Genomic DNA, 19,348 nt, shown 5'->3' on the forward strand with positions numbered 1-19,348 from the left:
CGCCGAGCGTCGCCGTAATCCTGCGTAGCTGTCCAAAGTTGTCGACTGAAGTCAGTGCTTCAGCACTGACTCCGGTCCCATGCAGAGCTAGTCGGCCCATCCTGATTCCTCAGGAGCTACGCAATGAAAACCCATCCTCTGGCTGTCGCCGTGTGTTCGTTCGCGATCGCCGTGCTGCCCGCGCTCGCGGCGGGCCACGGCGCTTCTCCCGATCCGGACCTGAGCACCGTCTTCGGCTCCGCCAAGCTGACCTCGACGCAAAGCGTCGGCGGCTCGGCCACCATCCGTTCATCGCAGGGGGCCGCGCTCGACGCGTCGATCGGCGCCGACGCGATGCAGAAGGTGAGCGGCAACGTGGGCGTCAACGTCGCGGCTGGCGCGCTCAACGCGCAGGCCAATCAGATCGCGCTGATCGATACGCCCGCCGCCGATATCTCGTCGACTCAGACCGTGGCCGCGGCCGTGCATCTCACCGGCGGCGGCAATGCCACGCTTGGGGCAGGGGCGCTTTCGGGCGTGTCGGGCAATGTCGGCTTGAATCTTGCCGCCGGCGTGGCCAACGCGCAGTACAACGGCTTCATCATCCACTGACATGAAACAAACGCCACGCTCGCTTCGCGAGGCGCAGCGAGCGTGGCGCAGCGCGTGCCGACATGATCGAACACTTCTGGTCGTACTCCGCCTGGCTGACCGCGGGCGTCGTCTATGGGGCGCCGTGCGTCGCCCTGATCGTCAGGCAGCGCGCGTCTGCACGCTCGCGCCGCCGCCATCGCTCCTACTTGCGCAGTTCCGCGACGAAGTCGTAGTAGTCGTTGCGGCAGTAGGTGTCGGTGAGCTCGATCGCGCGCTGCTCGGCGGTGTAGCCGACGCGCGTGATCAGGAGCAGCGCGTCGTGCGGCGCGATGCCCATCTGATGCGCGATTTCCTCGCTCGCATTGACCGCGCGAAAGTGCTGCAGCGCGCGCACGATCGCGAGCCCGCGCTGCTCGAGATAGCTGTAGAGCGAGTCGCCGATCGCTTGCGGATCGGGGACGACCGACGACGGCAGCGTCGAGTTCTCGACTGCCATTACGATGCCGTTGGCAAGGCGCAGGCGCTTCAAGCGCGTGACCGCCGCCGCCGGCGACAGCCCCAGCTGAATCACTTCCTCCCGATTGGCCGGCTGGATCTCGCGCGAGATCCACTGCGAGCTTGGCGTGAAGCCGCGCCGCCGCAGCATTTCGCTGAAGCTGGAGAGGCGTGAGAGCGGATCGTCGTAGCGCGGCGTGATGAAGCTGCCGGCGCCCTGCGTGCGGCGGATGAGCCCCTGCTCGACGAGCAGCGCGATCGCCTTGCGCGCCGTGATGCGCGACACACCGAGCGCCTCCGACAGCACGCGCTCGGACGGCAGCGCCTCGCCCGCGTTCCAGCGGTTCTCGTGGATCGCGTTGCTGAGCTTGCGGGCGAGTTGCAGATAGAGCGGCGTGTCGTTGTCCGGGTCCGGGCGCAGATCGCGCCAGCGGTCTTCCGTGCTTGAGTTCATGGAGGGAGTGAGACAAAGGGCAAGCGGCAATTCTAAGACATTGGCGCGCCGCGTTATAGCCGGTTTTTGCCCTCCGATACGATCGATCGGCGCGCGTGGCGCTACACTCGGCGCCATCCGCAGCACGAATCTTGCGCGCGATCGAGCACGCGCACACCGCCAAGGAAACGCCATGACCAACGATCAAGCCTATGTCAGCCTGCCCGGCGGCGAGCGCATCGCCAAGCTCGGACAGGGTACCTGGGAGATGGGCGAGCGGGCTTCGCGCCGCGCCGCGGAGATTGCCGCGCTGCGCGAAGGCATCGAGCTCGGCATGACCGTCATCGATACCGCTGAAATGTACGGCGACGGCGCGACCGAGGAGCTCGTCGGCGAGGCGCTCGCGGGCCTGCGCGAGCAGGTGTTCCTCGTGAGCAAGGTCTATCCGCACAATGCGAGCCGGCGCGGCGTCGTCGCGGCCTGCGAGGCGAGCCTCGAGCGCCTGAAGACCGACCGGCTCGACTTGTACTTGCTGCACTGGCGCGGCGGCGTGCCGCTCGCCGAGACGATCGAAGGCTTCGAGGCGTTGCGCCGCGCAGGCAAGATCCGCCATTGGGGCGTGAGCAACTTCGACACCGGCGATATGGAGGAGCTCGTCTCCGCGCGCGGCGGCGAGGCGTGCGCGACGAACCAGATTCTCTACAACGTCGCGCGGCGCGGACCGGAATTCGACCTGCTGCCGTGGCTCGCCGCGCGCAAGATGCCGGCGATGGCCTACAGCCCGGTCGATCATGCTCGTTTGCCGAACCGCACGCCGCTCGACGAGATCGCGCGGGCGCGCGGCGTGTCGGTGGTTCACATCGCGCTGGCGTGGGTGCTGACGCAGCCGGACGTGTTCGCGATCCCGAAGGCGGGGAGCGTCGAGCATGTGCGCGAGAACCGTCGCGCGCTCGATCTGCGGTTCAGCGCGGATGAGCTCGCGGCCATCGACGGCTATTTCAAGCCGCCGCGCGGCAAGCACCCGCTGGAAATGCTGTGAGCGGCGCCCGGCGCGCTAGCTTGTCAATTGCACGCGTGATGCATATGGACTGAGCCGAGCACGGCGACTTCGGCGGGGGTGCGCTTGAGCGCGTCGTCGTTGACTGTGTGCGTATCGGCGACGAACTCGTCGACGATCGCCGCCACCGGCGTGCCGGCCAGGCACAGGGAGACTTGCTGCACGGCGTTGGGCGGCACGGTGGCGCGCTGGCCGAGGAACAGCACCCCGTATTGATAGCCGTGGATGATGCCGCGCACCGCGCCCACGCATTGGCCTTGCGCGACGTTGTCGGTTTTCTGCTGGCAGAGCTGGGAAAGCGAGTAGGCAGAGAAAGAGGGGTCGGCGTGGGGTTGATCGGCGACTGGTTGCTGCGCGTAGGCCTGGGAAACCGTCGCGAGCGCTGCGGCGGCGAACAGGGCGTTTGCCGTGCGCCTTGCCTGCGTGATGACGTTTCGCTTCATCTTGTTCTCCTGTGTCGACCGCAGTTAGCGCTTCAGCGCTTGCTCCGGGCCATCAGCGGTCGAATCGAATGTCGAATTCGATAGAGGAGCACGCGACGATTTGGTTCCTGTGCGAGGGTTCGCCAGCGCACAGACAGACGCCGGCGCCGGCGCGCGGCGGGCATCGAGGGGTGCCGTGGTCCCGCGCCCCGGGCGGTGACGCTCGACGGGGGATCGATGCGTCACCGCCAAAAGACGCTCCGAAAGAAGTTGGCTGCGCATCGTGCGCCGGGCGCGACGGCGTCGAGATGCCGTCGCCGGGATCTAGCGTCCCTTGCCGCCCGAACCGTGTCCGCCGGAGCCGCCGCCGAAACCTCCGCCGAACCCGCCACCGAAGCCGCCGCCAAAACCCCCTCCGAAGCCGCCTCCGAAGCCGCCCGCGCCGCCACTTGGACCGCTCGGGCCGCTGTGGCCGCCACAGCCGCAACCGCCACTGCTACTACCGCCACTGCTACTACCGCTACTGCCACCGCTACCGCCGCTACCACCGCTACCACCGCTACCACCGCTACCACCGCTACCACCGCTACCGCCACCGCCACCGCCACCGCCACCGCCACCACTGCTGCCACCACCACCACCGCTACTTCCACCACCACCGCTACTTCCACCACCACCGCTACTTCCACCACCACTCGCGCTTGCGCTCCCGACGCCGCCTCTGCCGCTCGAACCGCCCGCACTGCCCGGCGTGCCGGCCGGATCGCCTGCGCCCGCGCTGCTCGAACCCGCTGTACCGTTCGCCGCCGGATTGCCACCGCCTCCGCCCGCATGCGAATTACATGCGCCGCGGTTCGGATCGTCGCGGCAAGTCCGGACCAGGAAGACCGAATCCGCGTCGTCGAGGTACGTCGATGCCAACACGATCCGCTGCCCGCTCGAAGCAGGCTCGACGACCACGGGCGCCGAGGCGCCAGGCCGAGAGGCTGCGTTCTCCTCGACGAGCCAACGTGGAATCACGTCGCCGGACGAAGCTGCGTACGCATCGTTCTCCATCGGCACGACCGCGATGCCTGCGGTCAGGACCACTGCACACCGGAAAACTACATGGCAATACTGAATGAATGTTCTGCTCTTCATGGCGCTTCTCCCGAGGAGACGGCCGGCTTCGAGGTGTTGTCGACCGTTCTGCCCATCGATCGAAACCCCGCTTGCTGGCGCGACCGGCGGCCCGGCTATGTGCGCCGTTTAAAGCGAGTAGCGTGCCACTGCGTGCAAACCCGCGCCGCGTAAAGAAACGGCGACGGGCGCATCGCGCGGCATCGGGCGAAGCTCATGAAAACGTTTCGAGCGTGAAACGAGCGCCGGAATTGGCGCAGGGCGGCGTTACATCCTTGATCGGGCGGGCCGTCGGTTGAAGCCGCCGGACGCTATCCGCGCCGCGGCCCGCGCTGCAATTCGCGCAGTTGTTCGACGGGGATGTGGCAGCGAATCCGATGCTCGCCGCCGGCGTCGAGAAAAGGTGGATCCTGCTGTTCGCAGATCGCGCCGAGCTTGCGCGGACAGCGCGTCTGGAACATGCATCCCGTGGGAACCGCCGACGGGCTCGGCAGGTCGCCAGAGAGGTGGATGCGAGCAACGCTCGCGCCGTCGCCGTCGAGCGTCGGCACTGACGACAGCAGCGCTTCGGTATATGGATGGTGCGGTCCGTCGAACACCGCGCCGGCCGGGCCGATCTCCATCAAGCGCCCGACGTACAGCACGGCGATCCGGTCGGACACATAGCGCACGACGTGCAGGTCGTGCGAAATGAACACGTAGCTCACGCCGCGATCGCGCTGCAAGTCGGCGAGCAGGTTGAGGATCGCGGCCTGCACGGAGACGTCGAGCGCCGAAGTCGGCTCGTCGCAGACCACGACGCGCGGGTCGCCCGCGAAGGCGCGCGCGATCGCGACGCGCTGCTTGAGGCCGCCCGACAGCTGCCGCGTGCGCACGCCGAGATAGCGCTCGGGCAGGCGCACCGCGGCCGTGAGCGCGGCGAGGCGCGCATCGTGCGCGGGACCGCACAGCGAGCCGAGCTTCGAGAGCGCGCGGCCGATCAGGCGCTTCACCGAATGCGCGCGATTGAGCGCCGAGTCCGGGTTCTGGAACACGATCTGCAGCGACTTGACCTGGTCGTCGTTGCGTCCCGTCACGCGCGGCGGCAGCGGGGCGCCGTCGAGTTCGAGCACACCGCCTTCGTCGGGCGCGACGAGGCCGAGCAGCAGTTTCGCGAGCGTCGTCTTGCCGCTGCCCGATTCGCCGACGAGGCCGAGCGTCTCGCCCGCGGCAAGCTCGAGCGAAACGTCGTCGACGGCGCGCAGCGGGCCGTCCGCCACGTGATAGGTCTTCGACAGATGCGCCGCGCGCAGGGCGATGGCGCTGCCGTTCGTCTTCGCTCCCGGCTGCGAGCGGTTCGCATGGGCATTGCCGTTGCCGTCATCGGCCGCTGCGCCGTTCGCCGCGCGCGGCAACTCGATCGCCCGCTCGTGGTAATGGCAGCGCGACATCTGATCGCCGTGCGCGGCGTTCACGCGATAGGGCGGCGGCGCTTCGCGCCGGCAGCGCTCGTCGGCTAGGCGGCAGCGCTCCGCGTACACGCACCCCCGCGTCACCGAGCCTGGCGGCGGCAGGTTGCCCGCGATCGTATCGAGCCGGTCGATGTCCTTGCTGCGTCCCGGGCTCGGCAGGCAACGCAACAGGCCCACCGTATACGGATGGCGCGGCCTCGCGAACACATCGCGCGTCGCGCCTTCCTCTACGAGCTTGCCTGCATAGAGCACGCCGACGCGGTCGCACATGCGTCCGATCACGGCGAGGTTGTGGCTGATGAAGAGCACGGCGGTGCCGAGCTCGCTGCGCAGTTGCGCGACGAGATCGAGCACCTCCGCTTCGACGGTGGCGTCGAGACCGGTGGTCGGCTCGTCGAGGATCAGCAGCGCGGGGTTCGAGGCGAGCGCCATCGCGATCACGACGCGTTGCTGCATGCCGCCCGACAATTGATGAGGATAGCTGTCCATCACGCGCTCGGGCGCGGCGATGCGCACGCGCTGCAGCATCTCGAGCGTGCGCGTGAGCGCTTCGGCGCGCGTCGCGCCGGCCGCTTCGAAGGCTTCCGTCACTTGCCGCGCGATCGTGAGCGACGGATTGAGCGCGCGCGACGGGTCCTGGTAGACCATCGAGATTGCGTTGGCGCGCAGGCGGCGCAATGCATCGGCGTTGAGCGAGGCGATGTCCTGCCCCGCGATCGAGATGCGTCCGGCCTTGACCTTGCCGTTGCGCGGCAGATAGCGCAGCGCCGCCATCGCCACGGTCGACTTGCCGCAGCCCGATTCGCCGACGAGTCCGTACGCTTCGCCGCGCCGCACGCGGAACGACACGTCCTGCAGCACCTCGCGATCGCGCCCGCGCATCCGGTAGGCGACCGTCAGGCCGACCACGGTCAGGGCGTCGGCATGCTCGCTCTTCGAGACGTCGAAGGCGGGGAAGGACGAAGGCGGCGGCCCGTTCATCGGTCGAGCACTCCCTGCACGCTGTCGGCGATCAGGTTCACGCCGACCACGAGCGTGGCGATCGCGAGCGCGTCGAACACGACGGTCCACCACGCGCCGCCCGCCATCAGCGTGTACGACTCGGAGAGCGCGAGCCCCCAGTCGGCCGACGGCGGCTGGATGCCGAAGCCGAGGAACGAGAGCGTCGCGACCGCGAAGATCGCATAGCCGAGCCGCACGTTTGCCTCGACGGCGATCGGCGGCAGCACGTTCGGCAGGATCTCCGCGAACATGATGTAGAGCGCGTTCTCGCCGCGCAATTGGGCGGCGGCGACGTAGTCGAGATGGCGCTCGGCAAGCACGGCCGCGCGCACCGTGCGAGCGGTGATCGGCGTGAACGTGATGCCGATCACGAGGATCACGGTGGCGTTGCTCGCGCCGACCGCCGCGAGCGCAAGCAGCGCGACGATCACGAGCGGCAGCGCGAGCAGCGCATCGATCGCGCGGCCGACGACGTTGTCGACCCAGCCGCCGAAGTAGCCGACGAAGAGCCCGAGCGCGGTGCCCGCGAGCGTGCCGGCGAGGGTGGCAAGCGGCGCGATCGTGAGGATGTCGCGCGCGCCGACGATCACGCGCGAGAACACGTCGCGCCCGAGCTGGTCGGTGCCGAACCAGTGGACGCGATCGGGCGGCGTGAGTGAATTGAGCGGATCGGATGCGTACGGATCGAGCGGGACGATATGCGGACCGAAGATCGCGCACAGCACCCAGAACGCGACGATGACGACGCCGACCACGAAAGTCGGTGAGCGCAGCAACACGCGCAGCGTATCGAGGCGCGGATGGCGCGGGCGAGCGGCGCTGTCGGCGGTGGTGCTCATTCCGCACCTCTTACGCGCAGCCGCGGATTGAGCGCGACGTAGAGCGCATCGGCGGCGAGATTGGCGACCGTGTAGACGACGCCGATCGTCAGCACGCCGGCCTCGAGCATCGGGAAGTCCTTCGACTTGGCCGCGTTGTAGATCAGCGAGCCGATGCCCTGGTAGTGAAACAGCGTCTCGACGACGACGAGCCCGCCGATCATGTAGCCGAGCTGCGTCGCGGCGACGGTGATGGTCGGCAAAAGCGCATTGCGCAGCACGTGCCGCATGATCACGACGCGCTGCGGCAGCCCCTTCAGGATCGCGGTGCGCGTGTAGTCGGCATCGAGCGCCTCGACGGTGCCCGCGCGCGCCATGCGCGCGATATAGCCGAAGAACACGAAGACGAGCGGCAGCACAGGCAGGATCAAATGCCGCAACTGCTCGAAGAAGCCGGCGTTCGCGGGGTAGTCCGCTTCGATCGGCAGCCACTCGAGCCAGATGCCGAACACGAGGATCAGCGCGATCGACGAGACGAACTCCGGCACCACGGTGGCCGACAGCCCGGTGATGCTGATCGCGCGATCGAGCCAGCGCCCGGCGTGCATCGCGGCCCACACGCCGCCCGCGATGCCGAGCGGCACGACGGCGATGAACGCGAGCGCGCCGAGCTTCGCCGAGTTGCCGAGCGCGCTCGCGATGAACGGCGCGACCGGCGCGCGAAACGCGTACGACATGCCCATGTCGCCCTGCACGAAATGCGTGATCCACGCGGCGTACTGCACGAAGAGCGGCCGGTCGGCGCCGAGCTGGTGATCGAGCGCGGCGACCGCGCGTGCATCGGCGAGCGGCCCGAGGATCGCGCGGCCGACGTCGCCCGGCAGGAGCTGCCCGCCCGCGAACACGATCACCGACAAGAGCCAGAGCGTGACGAGCGACAGCGCAAGCCGCGTCGCGAGAAAGCGCGCGATGCGGGCCGCGCTGCCGCTGGCGGCCCGCCGGGGAGGGGAGGAGACCGTGGTCGACATCGTTCTATCGTGACTCTCGCTCGCGCGCAGCTTCGACGCCGGGCGCTACGCGGTCAGCGTCGCGCGATCGAAGTACAGCTGCAGGATCGCGGTGAAGCGCAGCCCGTTGAGCGTCTTGCGCGCCGCGATCAGTTGATCGAAGAAATACGGAATCACGACCGGCGTCTCGTCGAGCAGGAGCGTCTGGATCTGCCCGGCGATCTTCTTTTGCGATGCGGCGCCGAGCGCGCCGACGAATTGGGCGACGAGCGAGTCGTACTGCGCGTTCTTGAAGTGGGCCGCGTTCCACGTGCCGCTCGACGTGAGCGGTGCGCTCAGGAAGACGTTCGGCACGCCGCGGTGACCGTAGTCGGTGATGCCGAGCGGCGAGTCGAGCCAGTCCGACTTGCCGGGCGTGCCGGCGCCGTAATAGAGCTCCTGGCTCTCGACCTTGAGCGAAACGTTCACGCCGATTGCCTTCGCCGCGTTCTGCACGACGACCGCGAGATCGGGAATCTCCATGAACTTCTCGGTGGTGAGCGTGACGTCGAAGCCGTTCGGATGGCCTGCTTGCGCGAGCAATTGCTTGGCCTTCGCGACATCGAGCTTGCGTTGGGCGACGGCGGTATCGGTCGACGGAAATATGGGTGCAAACGGGCTGTCGTTGCCGATCTCCGCGCGGCCGTGGAAGAGGCCGCGCACCATCACGTCGCGATTCAGCGCGAGCGCGAGCGCCTGGCGCACGCGCTTGTCGGTGAATGGTGCGATGTCGTTGCGCATGTGGATCTGTCGATGCGCGCTGGATTTCACGCCTGTCACCTTGAAGCCCGGATTGTTCAGGATGCCGGCGCCGCCCTGGATCGTGAAGCCGCCCATGACGTCGGCCTGCTTGCCCTGCAGCGCGAGGATCTGGGCCTGCTGGTCCGCATAGAACGAAAACTGCACGCGCTCCGGCAGCGCTTTGGCGCCCCAGTAGTCGGGGTTGCGCACGAACGAGGCACCCACCTTCGGCGTGTACTTCTCGAGCTTGAACGGACCGGTGCCGATGAAGCTCTGCTCGTAGTTGCCGCTGAAATTCGCCGGCAGCATCACGGCGTTGTAATTGTCCGAGGAAACGTAGTACGGGAAGTTGCCGTTGGGGGCGTCGAGGTGGAAGGCGACCGTGTGGTCGTCGACGGCCTGCGTGCCGCCCTTGGACAGCACCCCCTTCAGCACCGACAGCGCCGCCGACCCGCTCGCGGGATCGGCGAGGCGGTCGAACGTCGCGGCGACGTCCTTCGCGGTGAACGGCTGGCCATCGTGGAACTTGACGCCCTGGCGCAGCTTGAAGGTCCACACGTCGCCCTTCTCGTTCGCTTGCCACGACAGCGCGAGCGCCGGTTTCAGCGCCATGCGCTCGCTGTCGTCGTCGATCAGGTACTCGCCCGTCTGGCACAGGAGACCGACGCCCGCGGCATCCCCCACGGTCAGCGGGTTCATGGCGCCAGCGGGCATCAGGTGCGCGACGCGGATCGTCGCGTTCGCCGCGCCGGCCGTGCCTTGCGCGTGCGCGCCGCGCGGCGCGAGCAGCGCGCCGCCGCCGGCTGCCGCCAGCAAGCCGAATAAGCCCATCGTGCTCGCATGGCGCAGCAGCTCGCGGCGCGTGAGGCGCCCTGCGAAGTATTCGTCGATCGCATGGTTGCCGAATTCGCCGGCGTCGCGGCGGGAGGCCTCTAGAGCGAGGGCCAGGCGGAGTTCCGCGGGAGTCTTCATCGATGAGTTTTCCGTTTCGTGGAGGGGCGCGCCGGCCCGCGGCGCGTTTGGGACGAGCGGTACTGCGATGATGAAAGCGGTTTTAGTGTAAGCGATTGGGCATGTTTGCGGCGCGTTCGTGCGGGTTGTCCCCGGGGCGTCGAGCAAGCGGTGTTCCCGAGCGCGGGCGGGTGCTGCCTACCCGCCCTGCGCGCCTCAATGATCGTGAGGATGCTTGTGGATCGGATCGACCCAGTACACGGTCTCGGGCGTTTCCACGGCGTCGATGTCGAGGTTCACGACGACCGCTTCGTTGTCGCTGCGCACGACCACGCATTCGAGCGGCTCGTCGGTGCTCGCGTTGATCTCCTGATGCGGCACGTAGGGCGGCACGAAGATGAAGTCGCCGGGCCCGGCTTCCGCGGTGAACTCGAGGTGCTCACCCCAGCGCATGCGCGCGTGTCCGCGCACGACGTAGATCACGCTTTCCAGCGCGCCATGGTGATGCGCGCCCGTCTTCGCATTGGGGTGAATCGTGACCGTGCCGGCCCAGATCTTCTGCGCGCCCACGCGCGCCGCGTTGATGGCCGCCGCGCGGTTCATGCCCGGCGTTTGCGCGGTGCTGGCATCGAGCTGGTCGCCGCGGATCACCTTCACGCCGTGCTCTCGCCAATCCACGGGGGCGTGCTCGGATTGATCGCTCATGATGTCTCCTGGTTTCGGTTTCGATCGAAGAAAAAGCCCGCCTCAAGCAGGGCTCGGGGCGGGCTCGACCGACGGTTGCACTCGCGGGACGGCTTGCTTTCACGAGCAAGCCGTCCCGCGTCAAGCGACGCTCACCTGGCCGCCTTCGAATTGACGATCCCTTCCGACACGTTCGCCGGCGTTTCCGCGTAGTGCTTGAACTCCATCGTGTAGGTGGCGCGCCCTTGCGTGAGCGAGCGCAGCGAGGTCGAGTAGCCGAACATCTCGGCGAGCGGCACCTCGGCGCGCACGAGCTTGCCGCCGCCGCCCGCGATGTCCTCCATCCCCTGCACGATGCCGCGCCGGCCCGAGAGATCGCCCATCACGTTGCCCATGAAGTCCTCGGGCGTCTCGACTTCGACGTGCATCATCGGCTCGAGCAGCACCGGCTTCGCACGGCGCATGCCTTCCTTGAACGCCATCGAGCCGGCCATGCGGAAGGCGTTTTCGTTCGAGTCGACGTCGTGGTACGAACCGAAGGTGAGCGTCACCTTGATGTCGACCACCGGATAGCCCGCCAGCACGCCCGACTTGAGCGTTTCCTGGATGCCTTTGTCGACCGCCGGAATGAATTCGCGCGGCACGACGCCGCCCTTGATGGCATCGACGAATTCATAGCCGCCGCCGGGCTTCTGCGGCTCGAGCTTGAGCACGACGTGACCGTACTGCCCGCGTCCGCCCGACTGCTTGACGAACTTGCCTTCGACATCGTCGGCGCTGGTGCGGATCGTCTCGCGATAGGCGACTTGCGGCTTGCCGACCGTCGCTTCGACGCCGAACTCGCGCTTCATCCGGTCGACGAGGATTTCGAGGTGCAGCTCGCCCATGCCGGAGATGATGGTCTGGCCGGATTCCTCGTCGGTCTGCACGCGGAACGACGGGTCTTCCTGCGCGAGACGGTTGAGCGCGATGCCCATCTTCTCCTGGTCGGCCTTCGTCTTCGGCTCGACGGCCTGCGAGATCACGGGCTCGGGGAACACCATCTTCTCGAGGATGATGATGTGGTTCGGGTCGCAGAGCGTGTCGCCGGTGGTCGCTTCCTTCAGGCCGACCGCCGCGGCGATGTCGCCTGCATACACCTCCTTGATCTCCTTGCGCTCGTTCGCGTGCATCTGCAGGATCCGCCCGAGGCGCTCCTTCTTCTCCTTTATCGCGTTGTAGACCGTGTCGCCCGAGTTGACGACGCCCGAGTAGACGCGGAAGAAGATCAACTGGCCGACGAACGGATCCGTCATGATCTTGAACGCGAGCGCGGAGAACGGCTCGTCGTCGCTCGGATGGCGTTCGGCCTCCTTGTCGTCCTCGTCGTGACCGAGGATCGCCGGCACGTCGACGGGCGACGGCAGGTAATCGATCACCGCATCGAGCATCGCCTGCACGCCCTTGTTCTTGAACGCGCTGCCGCACAGCATCGGCACGATCTCGTTGGCGATCGTGCGCTTGCGCAGCGCGGTCTTGATCTCGGCTTCGGTCAGCGAATGGTGGTCTTCGAGATACTTCTCGAGCAGCTCCTCGCTCGCCTCGGCGGCGGCCTCGACCATCTTCTCGCGCCACTCCTCGGCGGTCGCTTTCAGGTTCTCGGGGATGTCCTGGTACTCGAACTTGACGCCCTGGCTCTCTTCATCCCAGATGATCGCCTTCATCTTCACGAGGTCGATCACGCCCTGGAAGTGCTCTTCGGCGCCGACCGGAATCTGGATCGGCACCGCGACGCCCTTCAGGCGCTCGCCGATCTGGCGCTGCACGCGGAAGAAGTCGGCGCCGACGCGGTCCATCTTGTTGACGAACGCGATGCGCGGCACCTTGTACTTGTTCGCCTGGCGCCACACCGTCTCCGATTGCGGCTGCACGCCGCCGACCGAGTCGTACACCATGCACGCGCCGTCGAGCACGCGCATCGAGCGCTCGACCTCGATCGTGAAGTCGACGTGCCCGGGGGTGTCGATGATGTTGATGCGGTGCTCCGGATAGTTGCCGGCCATGCCCTTCCAGAAGGCCGTGGTGGCGGCGGAAGTGATCGTGATGCCGCGCTCCTGCTCCTGCTCCATCCAGTCCATCGTCGCCGCGCCGTCGTGAACCTCGCCGATCTTATGGCTCACGCCGGTATAGAAGAGGATGCGTTCGGTGGTGGTGGTCTTGCCGGCATCGATGTGAGCGCTGATGCCGATGTTCCGGTAGCGCTCGATGGGGGTCTTGCGGGGCACGTGAGCCTCCTTGGAGTTGGGCGCCGCGGATGAACCGGCCGGCCGGCGGTGCCGGACCGCGCCATGCGAAGCGATCTGCGGCGCATGCGGTGAGACTACAAGAATAGCGCTTGGCGAATGCTTTTGCAGGATTCTTGCCAGTGGCGGGAGAGGGCGGCGGGGCGGGGGAGAGCGGGAGGCGCGCCGCGCGTGGGAACGTTTTCTGCGGCCGGCGTTTCCGGCGGCCGGCGCTCCGGCGGCCGGCGCTCCGGCGGCCGGCATTCCCGGTGGCCGGCATTCCCGGTGGCCGGCACAAAAAAAGCCGGCGCGCAACGCGGCCGGCTTCCTTCGATATCGGGTGCGCCGCTTCAGCGCGGCTGTGGTAAGCCCGTGATCTTCATGCCGGGCTTGACGCCCTTCGACGCAAACCAGCCCTTGCTCATTTCCAGCGCGTAGACGCCGTTGTTTGCCGGGCAGTGGTTGTTGGTGGTCTCGGCCTGCATCTCGTCGATATCGGTGATCGTGCCGTCGGCGCGCATGAACGCGATCGACAGCGGGATCAGCGTGTTCTTCATCCAGAAGCAGTGCACGGCGTTCTCGTCGAACGCGAACAGCATCCCTTCGTTGGGCTCGAGCTTCGTGCGATACATGAGGCCCTGCTCGCGGTCGGTATCGTTCGCGGCCACGGCGGCGTCGATCGCGTACATGCCGATCGAGAGCTTCACGCGCGGGAAGTCGCCCGGCTGCTTGGCGCCAGGAGGCATTTGCTGCGCAAACGCGGTGCTCGACGCTGCGAGCGACAGCGCGGCGGCCAAGGTAAAGCGCGCCATCAACGAGCTCAGGGGAAATCGCACGACATGACTCCTTGCATATTGGAACCTGCGAATGTTACGCGAACGGTCGGGGATCCAACAAAAGAAAAAGGCAGATCGCCTCGCGGTGATCTGCCTTTCAACGCCGTAAAGAACGGCAGGACTGCTGGTTCTTGACTGCGTTGTTACGACAAACTTACTCCGAAGCTGCCGAAGCGGCTTCTGCCTTCTTTGCAGCCTTCTTGTGCGCCTTCTTGTGCGTTGCCTTCTTAGCCGGTGCCGAAGCAGCAGCCGGAGCAGCAGCGGAAGCAGCAGCCGGAGCCGAAGCTTGTGCGAAAGCAGCCGTTGCGAAGAGGCCAGCGACCAGAGCGGCGATCAGTTTGTTCATTTTGTAAATCCTCAGCTTTAGTTAATTAACCAAATGACCCGGTTATTGAGTCAAGTCGGTAAACGCGCCATCCACCTTTCGGTTGACAGCCGCATCGAGCAAATTTGCTGACGCGTCTGCGAGCTGTGGGACCGCCTGTTCACACCGCCGTAACGGCTGGGACAAGCGACCTTGAGGCTAATGCCGGATAGCTTCGGCGGCATCTGCGTCGAATAACGCGGGACTTTGCGAGTCGGTTGACGAGAATTTTTACGAATTCTTATTCGATATAGTGGGAAGCGCCGAGCCCCAGGCAATAGGTGCATCCGCAACCATTTTGAGAAAACTGGTGGGGTGGGGAAAAGACTTTCCGCACAACGGGTTAGGCTGGTCGATGGCGCTGCCGCCACGCGTGGAACATCCGTGAAACATCAAGCGAGGCCGTCCCACGGCGAGTGCGGCGGCAGCGCGGTGGTTTGACCTGGCGCAAGGCCGAGCGCGAAGATGTCCAGCGCGCCGATGCCGACGCGGACGAGCCGAAGCGTCGGAAAGCCGACCGCCGCAGTCATGCGCCGCACCTGGCGGTTCTTGCCTTCGGTGATCGCGAGCTCGATCCACGTCGTCGGGATCGCCGCGCGATAGCGGATCGGCGGGTTGCGCGCCCAGAGCGTCGCGGGCGGCTCGGCGAACCCGGCACGGCAGGGACGCGTCACGTAATCGCCGAGATCGACGCCGCGCGCGAGCGCCTCGAGCACATCGCCGCCGGGTGCGCCTTCCACTTGTGCCCAATAACGTTTGACAAGTTTGTGACGCGGCTCGGCAATGCGCGCCTGCAAGGCGCCGTCGTCGGTCAGGAGCAGAAGGCCTTCGCTGTCGGCGTCGAGCCGTCCCGCAGGATAAACGTCCGGCGTCTGAACCCAGTCCGCGAGCGACGCGCGCGTGTCATGCGCCGAGAACTGGCAGATCGTGCCGAAGGGTTTGTTGAGAGCGATCAGGCGCATTCAGGAATTTCCGCAAACGTAAAGCTCTCCGGCGCCGGCCTGCTTCCGGGCGCTTGCGGGGCAGGGTGGCGTCTATGGCGAATGGCGGGATATTAATGCATAATACGGAACGCCTGGTCTTATGTCTTATATAAGACTTAAAGAGGCTGTTCTTTTCCGCGCGCGGAGCGCGGTTGTCCGGCCGGCGCATCCCGCAGCAACGGCGTGGGCTAAAATAGCAGTCTGGCCGCTCATGGGCGTCCGGCGCTGCGAGCAATGAGATAAAGCCCGGTTCCGCAGTCCCCACCTGCTCCCTACACCAGCTATCCAATACTGGAGTCGATCATGCCGTATCAGCACATCAAGCTCCCGACCGGCGGTGACAAGATCACCGTCAACGCGGACTTCACGCTCAACGTTTCCGATCAGCCGATCATTCCGTACATCGAAGGCGACGGCACGGGCGTCGACATCACGCCGGTGATGATCAAGGTGGTCGACGCCGCGGTCGAAAAGGCCTACGGCGGCAAGCGGAAGATCCACTGGATGGAGATCTACGCGGGCGAGAAGGCGACCAAGGTGTACGGCCCGGACGTGTGGCTGCCGGAAGAGACGCTGGAAGTGCTGAAGGAATACGTGGTGTCGATCAAGGGGCCGCTCACGACCCCGGTCGGCGGCGGCATCCGCTCGCTGAATGTCGCGCTGCGGCAGGAGCTCGATCTGTACGTTTGCCTGCGCCCCGTGCAGTATTTCAAGGGCGTGCCCTCGCCCGTGCGCGAGCCGGAGAAGATCGACATGGTGATCTTCCGCGAGAACTCGGAAGACATCTACGCCGGCATCGAGTGGCCGGCCGAGTCGGAGCAGGCGAAGAAGGTCATCAAGTTCCTGCGCGAAGAAATGGGCGTGAAGAAGATCCGCTTCCCGGAATCGTCGGGCATCGGCGTGAAGCCGGTCTCGCGCGAAGGCACGGAGCGTCTCGTGCGCAAGGCGATCCAGTACGCGATCGACAACGACCGCCGCACGGTCACGCTGGTCCACAAGGGCAACATCATGAAGTTCACGGAAGGCGCGTTCCGCGACTACGGCTACGCGCTCGCGGCGAAGGAGTTCGGCGCGGAGCTCGTCGACGGCGGCCCGTGGATGAAGTTCAAGAACCCGAGGACGGGCAACGACATCGTCGTGAAGGACGTGATCGCCGACGCCTTCCTGCAGCAGATCCTGCTGCGTCCGGCCGAATACGACGTGATCGCCACGCTGAACCTGAACGGCGACTACATCTCCGACGCCCTGGCGGCGCAGGTGGGCGGCATCGGCATCGCGCCGGGCGCGAACCTGTCGGATTCGGTGGCGATGTTCGAAGCGACGCACGGCACGGCGCCGAAGTACGCCGGCAAGGACTACGTGAACCCGGGCTCTGAAATCCTCTCGGCGGAAATGATGCTGCGCCACCTCGGCTGGACCGAGGCGGCCGACGTCATCATCTCGTCGATGGAGAAGTCGATCCTGCAGAAGCGCGTCACGTACGACTTCGCGCGCTTGATGGAGGGCGCGACGCAAGTGTCTTGCTCGGGCTTCGGTCAGGTGATGATCGAGAATATGGAGTAAGCGTCGGCTCCCTCGGAGCCTTCGGCGCTGAAAAGAAAACCCCGGCGGGGCCGATAGGCCTGCCGGGGTTTTTCTTTGCCGAGAGGCTGCAGCCGCGGATTCGCGGCTTGCTCACGTCACGTTTTCTTCGTGTCGAGATCGATGACGAGCTTGCGCCACCCGCCCGCTTGCTCCTCGCCGGCGAGGCTTCCCGTCTTGACCGAGACGCGCCGCGATTCCCCTGCCGGCACGAAGATCTCCACTATTGACTGGGTTCGCGGCATGCTGCCCGCGCGTTCGACGCAGATCGCCAGCGTTCCGGCCTCGCCTTGCGCCGATACCAGCCATTCGCCGAATTCGCCGCGGCGCCACGCTTCCGACTCACCGTCGTCTTCGACGCAGCGGCCCGCTACTCGCGCATCGCCGCGCGACGGCACGACCATGAACGCGCGCCGATCACCACGCTGGTCGAAATGCTGCTCGGCGACGTTCAGCGGAATCACGCTGCCTTCGCGAATCAGCATCACCGGCTGGTCCCACGGGGCGGGAAGCGTGACGCTCCGGCCGCCTTCGAACGCTTCGCCGCTCCAATAGCAGACCCAGTTCGCACCGGCCGGCAGATAGACTTGCCGCTGCGTCTGCTCCGGCTCGACGACGGGCGCCGCCAGCAGCGACGCGCCGATCATCATGTCGTCGCTTTCCGCGTAGCAGCCCGGATCATCGGGAAACTCGGCGAACGCCGGGCGCAGCACCGGCTCGTAGCGCATCGTCGAATCCCAGAGCAACTGGTAGAGATAGGGAATCAGGCGGTAGCGCAGCTTGAGCAGCGACGACACGCATTGCGTGAGATGCGGATGCATCCACGGCTCGTTGACGGTGCCGTCGTCGTTCCACGAGTGGATCGAGAAGCGCGGCATCCAGACGCCGAACTGCACCCAGCGGATGAAGAGTTCCGGCTCCGGCGCGGGCCCGGAGAAGCCGCCGATGTCGTGGCCGATGTTGGATACGCCCGAGAGTGCGAGCCCCAGTCCCATCTTCAGGTTGTAGCGCAGCGTTTCCCACGAGGTGGAGTTGTCGCCGGACCACGTCTGCACGTAGCGGTGCATGCCGACGGCGCCCGAGCGCGACACGAGGAACGGGCGCTTCTCGGGCGCATGCGCGCGCTGGGCGTCGCGTGACGCGCGCATCATCAGGAGCGTCTGCAGCACCTTGGTCTCGCGCGCAGGGTAGGGCTGGCCGAAGCCGTGTGCGAGCGCATCCGGCGACCAGATCTCGAACTCGTTGTTGTCGTTCCAAGTCGAGGCGATGCCGTAGCGCAGCAGCGCATCGGTTACGTGGGCTTTCCACCAGTCGACGGCGGCCGGATTCGTGAAGTCCAGATACGCGCCGATCTCGTCCCAGAACTGCACCCATGCCGGTTCGCCATCGCGTGAGCGGATCAGGAGGCCATCGCGCGCGGCCTGCTCGAATTCCGGATGGTCGCGCAAGAGGCATGGCTTGATGTTGGCGCAGAGCTTCACGCCATGCTCGAGGTAGCCCTGCACGAAGCCGTCGACATCGGGAAACTTGTCGCGATTCCAGTTGAACACGTAGCGCTTCGGGCCGATCGACGTGTAGCCCGACGACAAATGGAACGAGTCGCAGAGGATGTCGTGCTCGCGGCAGCGCTCGATGAACTCGCCCATGCGGCGCTGCGCGTCGGGGGCGTCGGTGTAGCTCATCGTCGAGCCCGAGTAGCCGAGGCCCCACTTCGGCATCAGCGCGGGCCGGCCGGTCAGCCACGTGAAGCGCTTGACCGCCGCGAGCGGCGTGGCGGGCGACGCGATGAAGTAGTAGTCGAGGTCGCCGTGATCGGCCACGAAGTGCCGGTAGTGGCCGTGATAGTTGTCGAGCTCGCGGCCCATGTCGAACGTGCAGTCGGCGAGTGTGTCGTAGAAGAGGCCGTAGCCGAGTTGCGCGTCCTTCCGCCACGTCAGGTAGAACGGGATGTGCTTGTAGAGCGGATCGGTCGTTTTCGCGCTGTAGCCCATCGCGTCGACGTTGACCATGCGGTAGCTTTGGTTCGCGCGGTCGAGCGAGCCGGCGCGCTCGCCGAGGCCCAGGTACATCTCGCCCGGCATCCTGTGCACGTAGTGATAAACGCGCTCATCCCACCAGCCGAAGTTGTAGGCTTGCGTCGCGCGGTCCTGCAGCACGGCGCGCCATTCGTCGCCGTGACGGATTTCCCACGCGCAATAGCCGCCCGCGAGCATGATCGTGAGCCGCACCTGCTGCGTCTCGATGCGAAGCTGCGCAGGCGTCGCGTCGAGCTTGAACGTCGGCCGCGTGAAGCCGCTCGTGTCGAGCCGGTCGCGTCCTTCGAGGGCGACGTCGTCGAGCCCCGGCGCGATCGCCCAGGTGCGCGGACCGCGCGCAACGCCTTCCGGCAGCACGCGCACGCGGACGATGTCTTCCTCGAGCACGAACACGTCGATGGTTGCGCGTTGCGTGCTCGTGAGAAGCAGATGATTTCCTTCGTTCGCCGCCAACGCGAAGGACGGCGGATGCAATAACGACGTCATTGAACTTCC

Annotated in this window: 16 protein-coding genes; 3 read left to right on the plus strand and 13 right to left on the minus strand. The window is 66.4% G+C overall.

Translation table 11 applies throughout. From position 1 onward, the window contains the following. Positions 1-123 precede the first annotated feature (123 nt). Positions 124-591, plus strand: a complete 468-nt coding sequence (locus FAZ69_RS24815; RefSeq protein ID WP_136897745.1) for a FapB/FapC family functional amyloid domain-containing protein — start codon at positions 124-126, stop codon at positions 589-591. 184 nt (positions 592-775) lie between these two features. Here the strand turns inward: FAZ69_RS24815 and FAZ69_RS24820 are convergent, their stop codons facing one another. Next, the gene (locus FAZ69_RS24820) at positions 776-1,522 is read right to left on the minus strand and encodes a GntR family transcriptional regulator (protein WP_136897746.1); all 747 of its coding nucleotides are present in this window, start codon (positions 1,520-1,522) and stop codon (positions 776-778) included. Between the two features lie 172 nt (positions 1,523-1,694). Between FAZ69_RS24820 and FAZ69_RS24825 the strand changes: the two genes are divergently transcribed. Next, positions 1,695-2,540 carry an aldo/keto reductase gene (locus FAZ69_RS24825; RefSeq protein WP_136897747.1) on the plus strand — a complete coding sequence of 282 codons (846 nt, stop codon included), beginning with the start codon at positions 1,695-1,697 and terminating at the stop codon, positions 2,538-2,540. Between the two features lie 23 nt (positions 2,541-2,563). Here FAZ69_RS24825 and FAZ69_RS24830 read toward each other — a convergent pair whose 3' ends face one another. The 11 genes from FAZ69_RS24830 to FAZ69_RS24880 form a co-directional block, all read right to left on the minus strand. Next, a complete protein-coding gene (locus FAZ69_RS24830) occupies positions 2,564-3,001 on the minus strand; it encodes a hypothetical protein (RefSeq protein WP_136897748.1) in 438 nt (145 codons plus the stop codon). A gap of 303 nt (positions 3,002-3,304) precedes the next feature. Further along, positions 3,305-4,120 carry a hypothetical protein gene (locus FAZ69_RS33410; protein ID WP_169708758.1) on the minus strand — a complete coding sequence of 272 codons (816 nt, stop codon included), beginning with the start codon at positions 4,118-4,120 and terminating at the stop codon, positions 3,305-3,307. A gap of 290 nt (positions 4,121-4,410) precedes the next feature. Next, positions 4,411-6,531 carry an ABC transporter ATP-binding protein gene (locus FAZ69_RS24840; RefSeq protein WP_136897749.1) on the minus strand — a complete coding sequence of 707 codons (2,121 nt, stop codon included), beginning with the start codon at positions 6,529-6,531 and terminating at the stop codon, positions 4,411-4,413. Then, complete coding sequence (locus FAZ69_RS24845; protein WP_136897750.1) at positions 6,528-7,391, minus strand: ABC transporter permease; 864 nt, start codon at positions 7,389-7,391, stop codon at positions 6,528-6,530. The genes FAZ69_RS24840 and FAZ69_RS24845 overlap by 4 nt, the downstream gene beginning before the upstream one ends. Further along, a complete protein-coding gene (locus FAZ69_RS24850; protein WP_136897751.1) occupies positions 7,388-8,398 on the minus strand; it encodes an ABC transporter permease in 1,011 nt (336 codons plus the stop codon). The genes FAZ69_RS24845 and FAZ69_RS24850 overlap by 4 nt, the downstream gene beginning before the upstream one ends. A gap of 45 nt (positions 8,399-8,443) precedes the next feature. Beyond that, positions 8,444-10,129, minus strand: coding sequence for an ABC transporter substrate-binding protein (locus FAZ69_RS24855; protein WP_136897752.1), 1,686 nt, complete (start codon positions 10,127-10,129; stop codon positions 8,444-8,446). A 195-nt stretch (positions 10,130-10,324) separates the two neighbouring features. Beyond that, positions 10,325-10,813, minus strand: a complete 489-nt coding sequence (locus FAZ69_RS24860) for a cupin domain-containing protein (protein WP_136897753.1) — start codon at positions 10,811-10,813, stop codon at positions 10,325-10,327. Positions 10,814-10,944: 131 nt separating this feature from the next. Then, on the minus strand, positions 10,945-13,056 hold the full coding sequence (gene fusA / locus FAZ69_RS24865) for an elongation factor G (protein WP_136897754.1): 2,112 nt from the start codon (positions 13,054-13,056) through the stop codon (positions 10,945-10,947). 347 nt (positions 13,057-13,403) lie between these two features. Beyond that, positions 13,404-13,889 (minus strand): DUF192 domain-containing protein, encoded by a 486-nt coding sequence (locus tag FAZ69_RS24870; protein WP_136897755.1) that lies wholly within the window; start codon positions 13,887-13,889, stop codon positions 13,404-13,406. Between the two features lie 154 nt (positions 13,890-14,043). Continuing rightward, the gene (locus tag FAZ69_RS24875; protein ID WP_136897756.1) at positions 14,044-14,235 is read right to left on the minus strand and encodes a hypothetical protein; all 192 of its coding nucleotides are present in this window, start codon (positions 14,233-14,235) and stop codon (positions 14,044-14,046) included. Positions 14,236-14,645: 410 nt separating this feature from the next. Next, the gene (locus FAZ69_RS24880; protein ID WP_136897757.1) at positions 14,646-15,215 is read right to left on the minus strand and encodes a pseudouridine synthase; all 570 of its coding nucleotides are present in this window, start codon (positions 15,213-15,215) and stop codon (positions 14,646-14,648) included. 324 nt (positions 15,216-15,539) lie between these two features. On the opposite strand from FAZ69_RS24880, the gene icd reads away from it, so the two are divergent. Then, on the plus strand, positions 15,540-16,799 hold the full coding sequence (icd, locus tag FAZ69_RS24885; RefSeq protein WP_136897758.1) for an NADP-dependent isocitrate dehydrogenase: 1,260 nt from the start codon (positions 15,540-15,542) through the stop codon (positions 16,797-16,799). A gap of 116 nt (positions 16,800-16,915) precedes the next feature. Here the strand turns inward: icd and FAZ69_RS24890 are convergent, their stop codons facing one another. Then, positions 16,916-19,339, minus strand: a complete 2,424-nt coding sequence (locus tag FAZ69_RS24890) for a glycoside hydrolase family 31 protein (protein ID WP_136897759.1) — start codon at positions 19,337-19,339, stop codon at positions 16,916-16,918. Positions 19,340-19,348 lie beyond the last annotated feature (9 nt).

It is taken from the genome of Trinickia terrae (assembly GCF_005144415.1).
GTDB lineage: Bacteria > Pseudomonadota > Gammaproteobacteria > Burkholderiales > Burkholderiaceae > Trinickia_A > Trinickia_A terrae.

Coding starts and splice junctions, on each gene's coding strand:
- FAZ69_RS24815 (WP_136897745.1), top strand. CDS start 124: ATGAAAACCCATCCTCTGGCTGTCGCCGTGTGTTCGTTCGCGATCGCC.
- FAZ69_RS24820 (WP_136897746.1), bottom strand. CDS start 1,522: ATGAACTCAAGCACGGAAGACCGCTGGCGCGATCTGCGCCCGGACCCG.
- FAZ69_RS24825 (WP_136897747.1), top strand. CDS start 1,695: ATGACCAACGATCAAGCCTATGTCAGCCTGCCCGGCGGCGAGCGCATC.
- FAZ69_RS24830 (WP_136897748.1), bottom strand. CDS start 3,001: ATGAAGCGAAACGTCATCACGCAGGCAAGGCGCACGGCAAACGCCCTG.
- FAZ69_RS33410 (WP_169708758.1), bottom strand. CDS start 4,120: ATGAAGAGCAGAACATTCATTCAGTATTGCCATGTAGTTTTCCGGTGT.
- FAZ69_RS24840 (WP_136897749.1), bottom strand. CDS start 6,531: ATGAACGGGCCGCCGCCTTCGTCCTTCCCCGCCTTCGACGTCTCGAAG.
- FAZ69_RS24845 (WP_136897750.1), bottom strand. CDS start 7,391: ATGAGCACCACCGCCGACAGCGCCGCTCGCCCGCGCCATCCGCGCCTC.
- FAZ69_RS24850 (WP_136897751.1), bottom strand. CDS start 8,398: ATGTCGACCACGGTCTCCTCCCCTCCCCGGCGGGCCGCCAGCGGCAGC.
- FAZ69_RS24855 (WP_136897752.1), bottom strand. CDS start 10,129: ATGAAGACTCCCGCGGAACTCCGCCTGGCCCTCGCTCTAGAGGCCTCC.
- FAZ69_RS24860 (WP_136897753.1), bottom strand. CDS start 10,813: ATGAGCGATCAATCCGAGCACGCCCCCGTGGATTGGCGAGAGCACGGC.
- FAZ69_RS24875 (WP_136897756.1), bottom strand. CDS start 14,235: ATGAACAAACTGATCGCCGCTCTGGTCGCTGGCCTCTTCGCAACGGCT.
- FAZ69_RS24880 (WP_136897757.1), bottom strand. CDS start 15,215: ATGCGCCTGATCGCTCTCAACAAACCCTTCGGCACGATCTGCCAGTTC.
- icd (WP_136897758.1), top strand. CDS start 15,540: ATGCCGTATCAGCACATCAAGCTCCCGACCGGCGGTGACAAGATCACC.
- FAZ69_RS24890 (WP_136897759.1), bottom strand. CDS start 19,339: ATGACGTCGTTATTGCATCCGCCGTCCTTCGCGTTGGCGGCGAACGAA.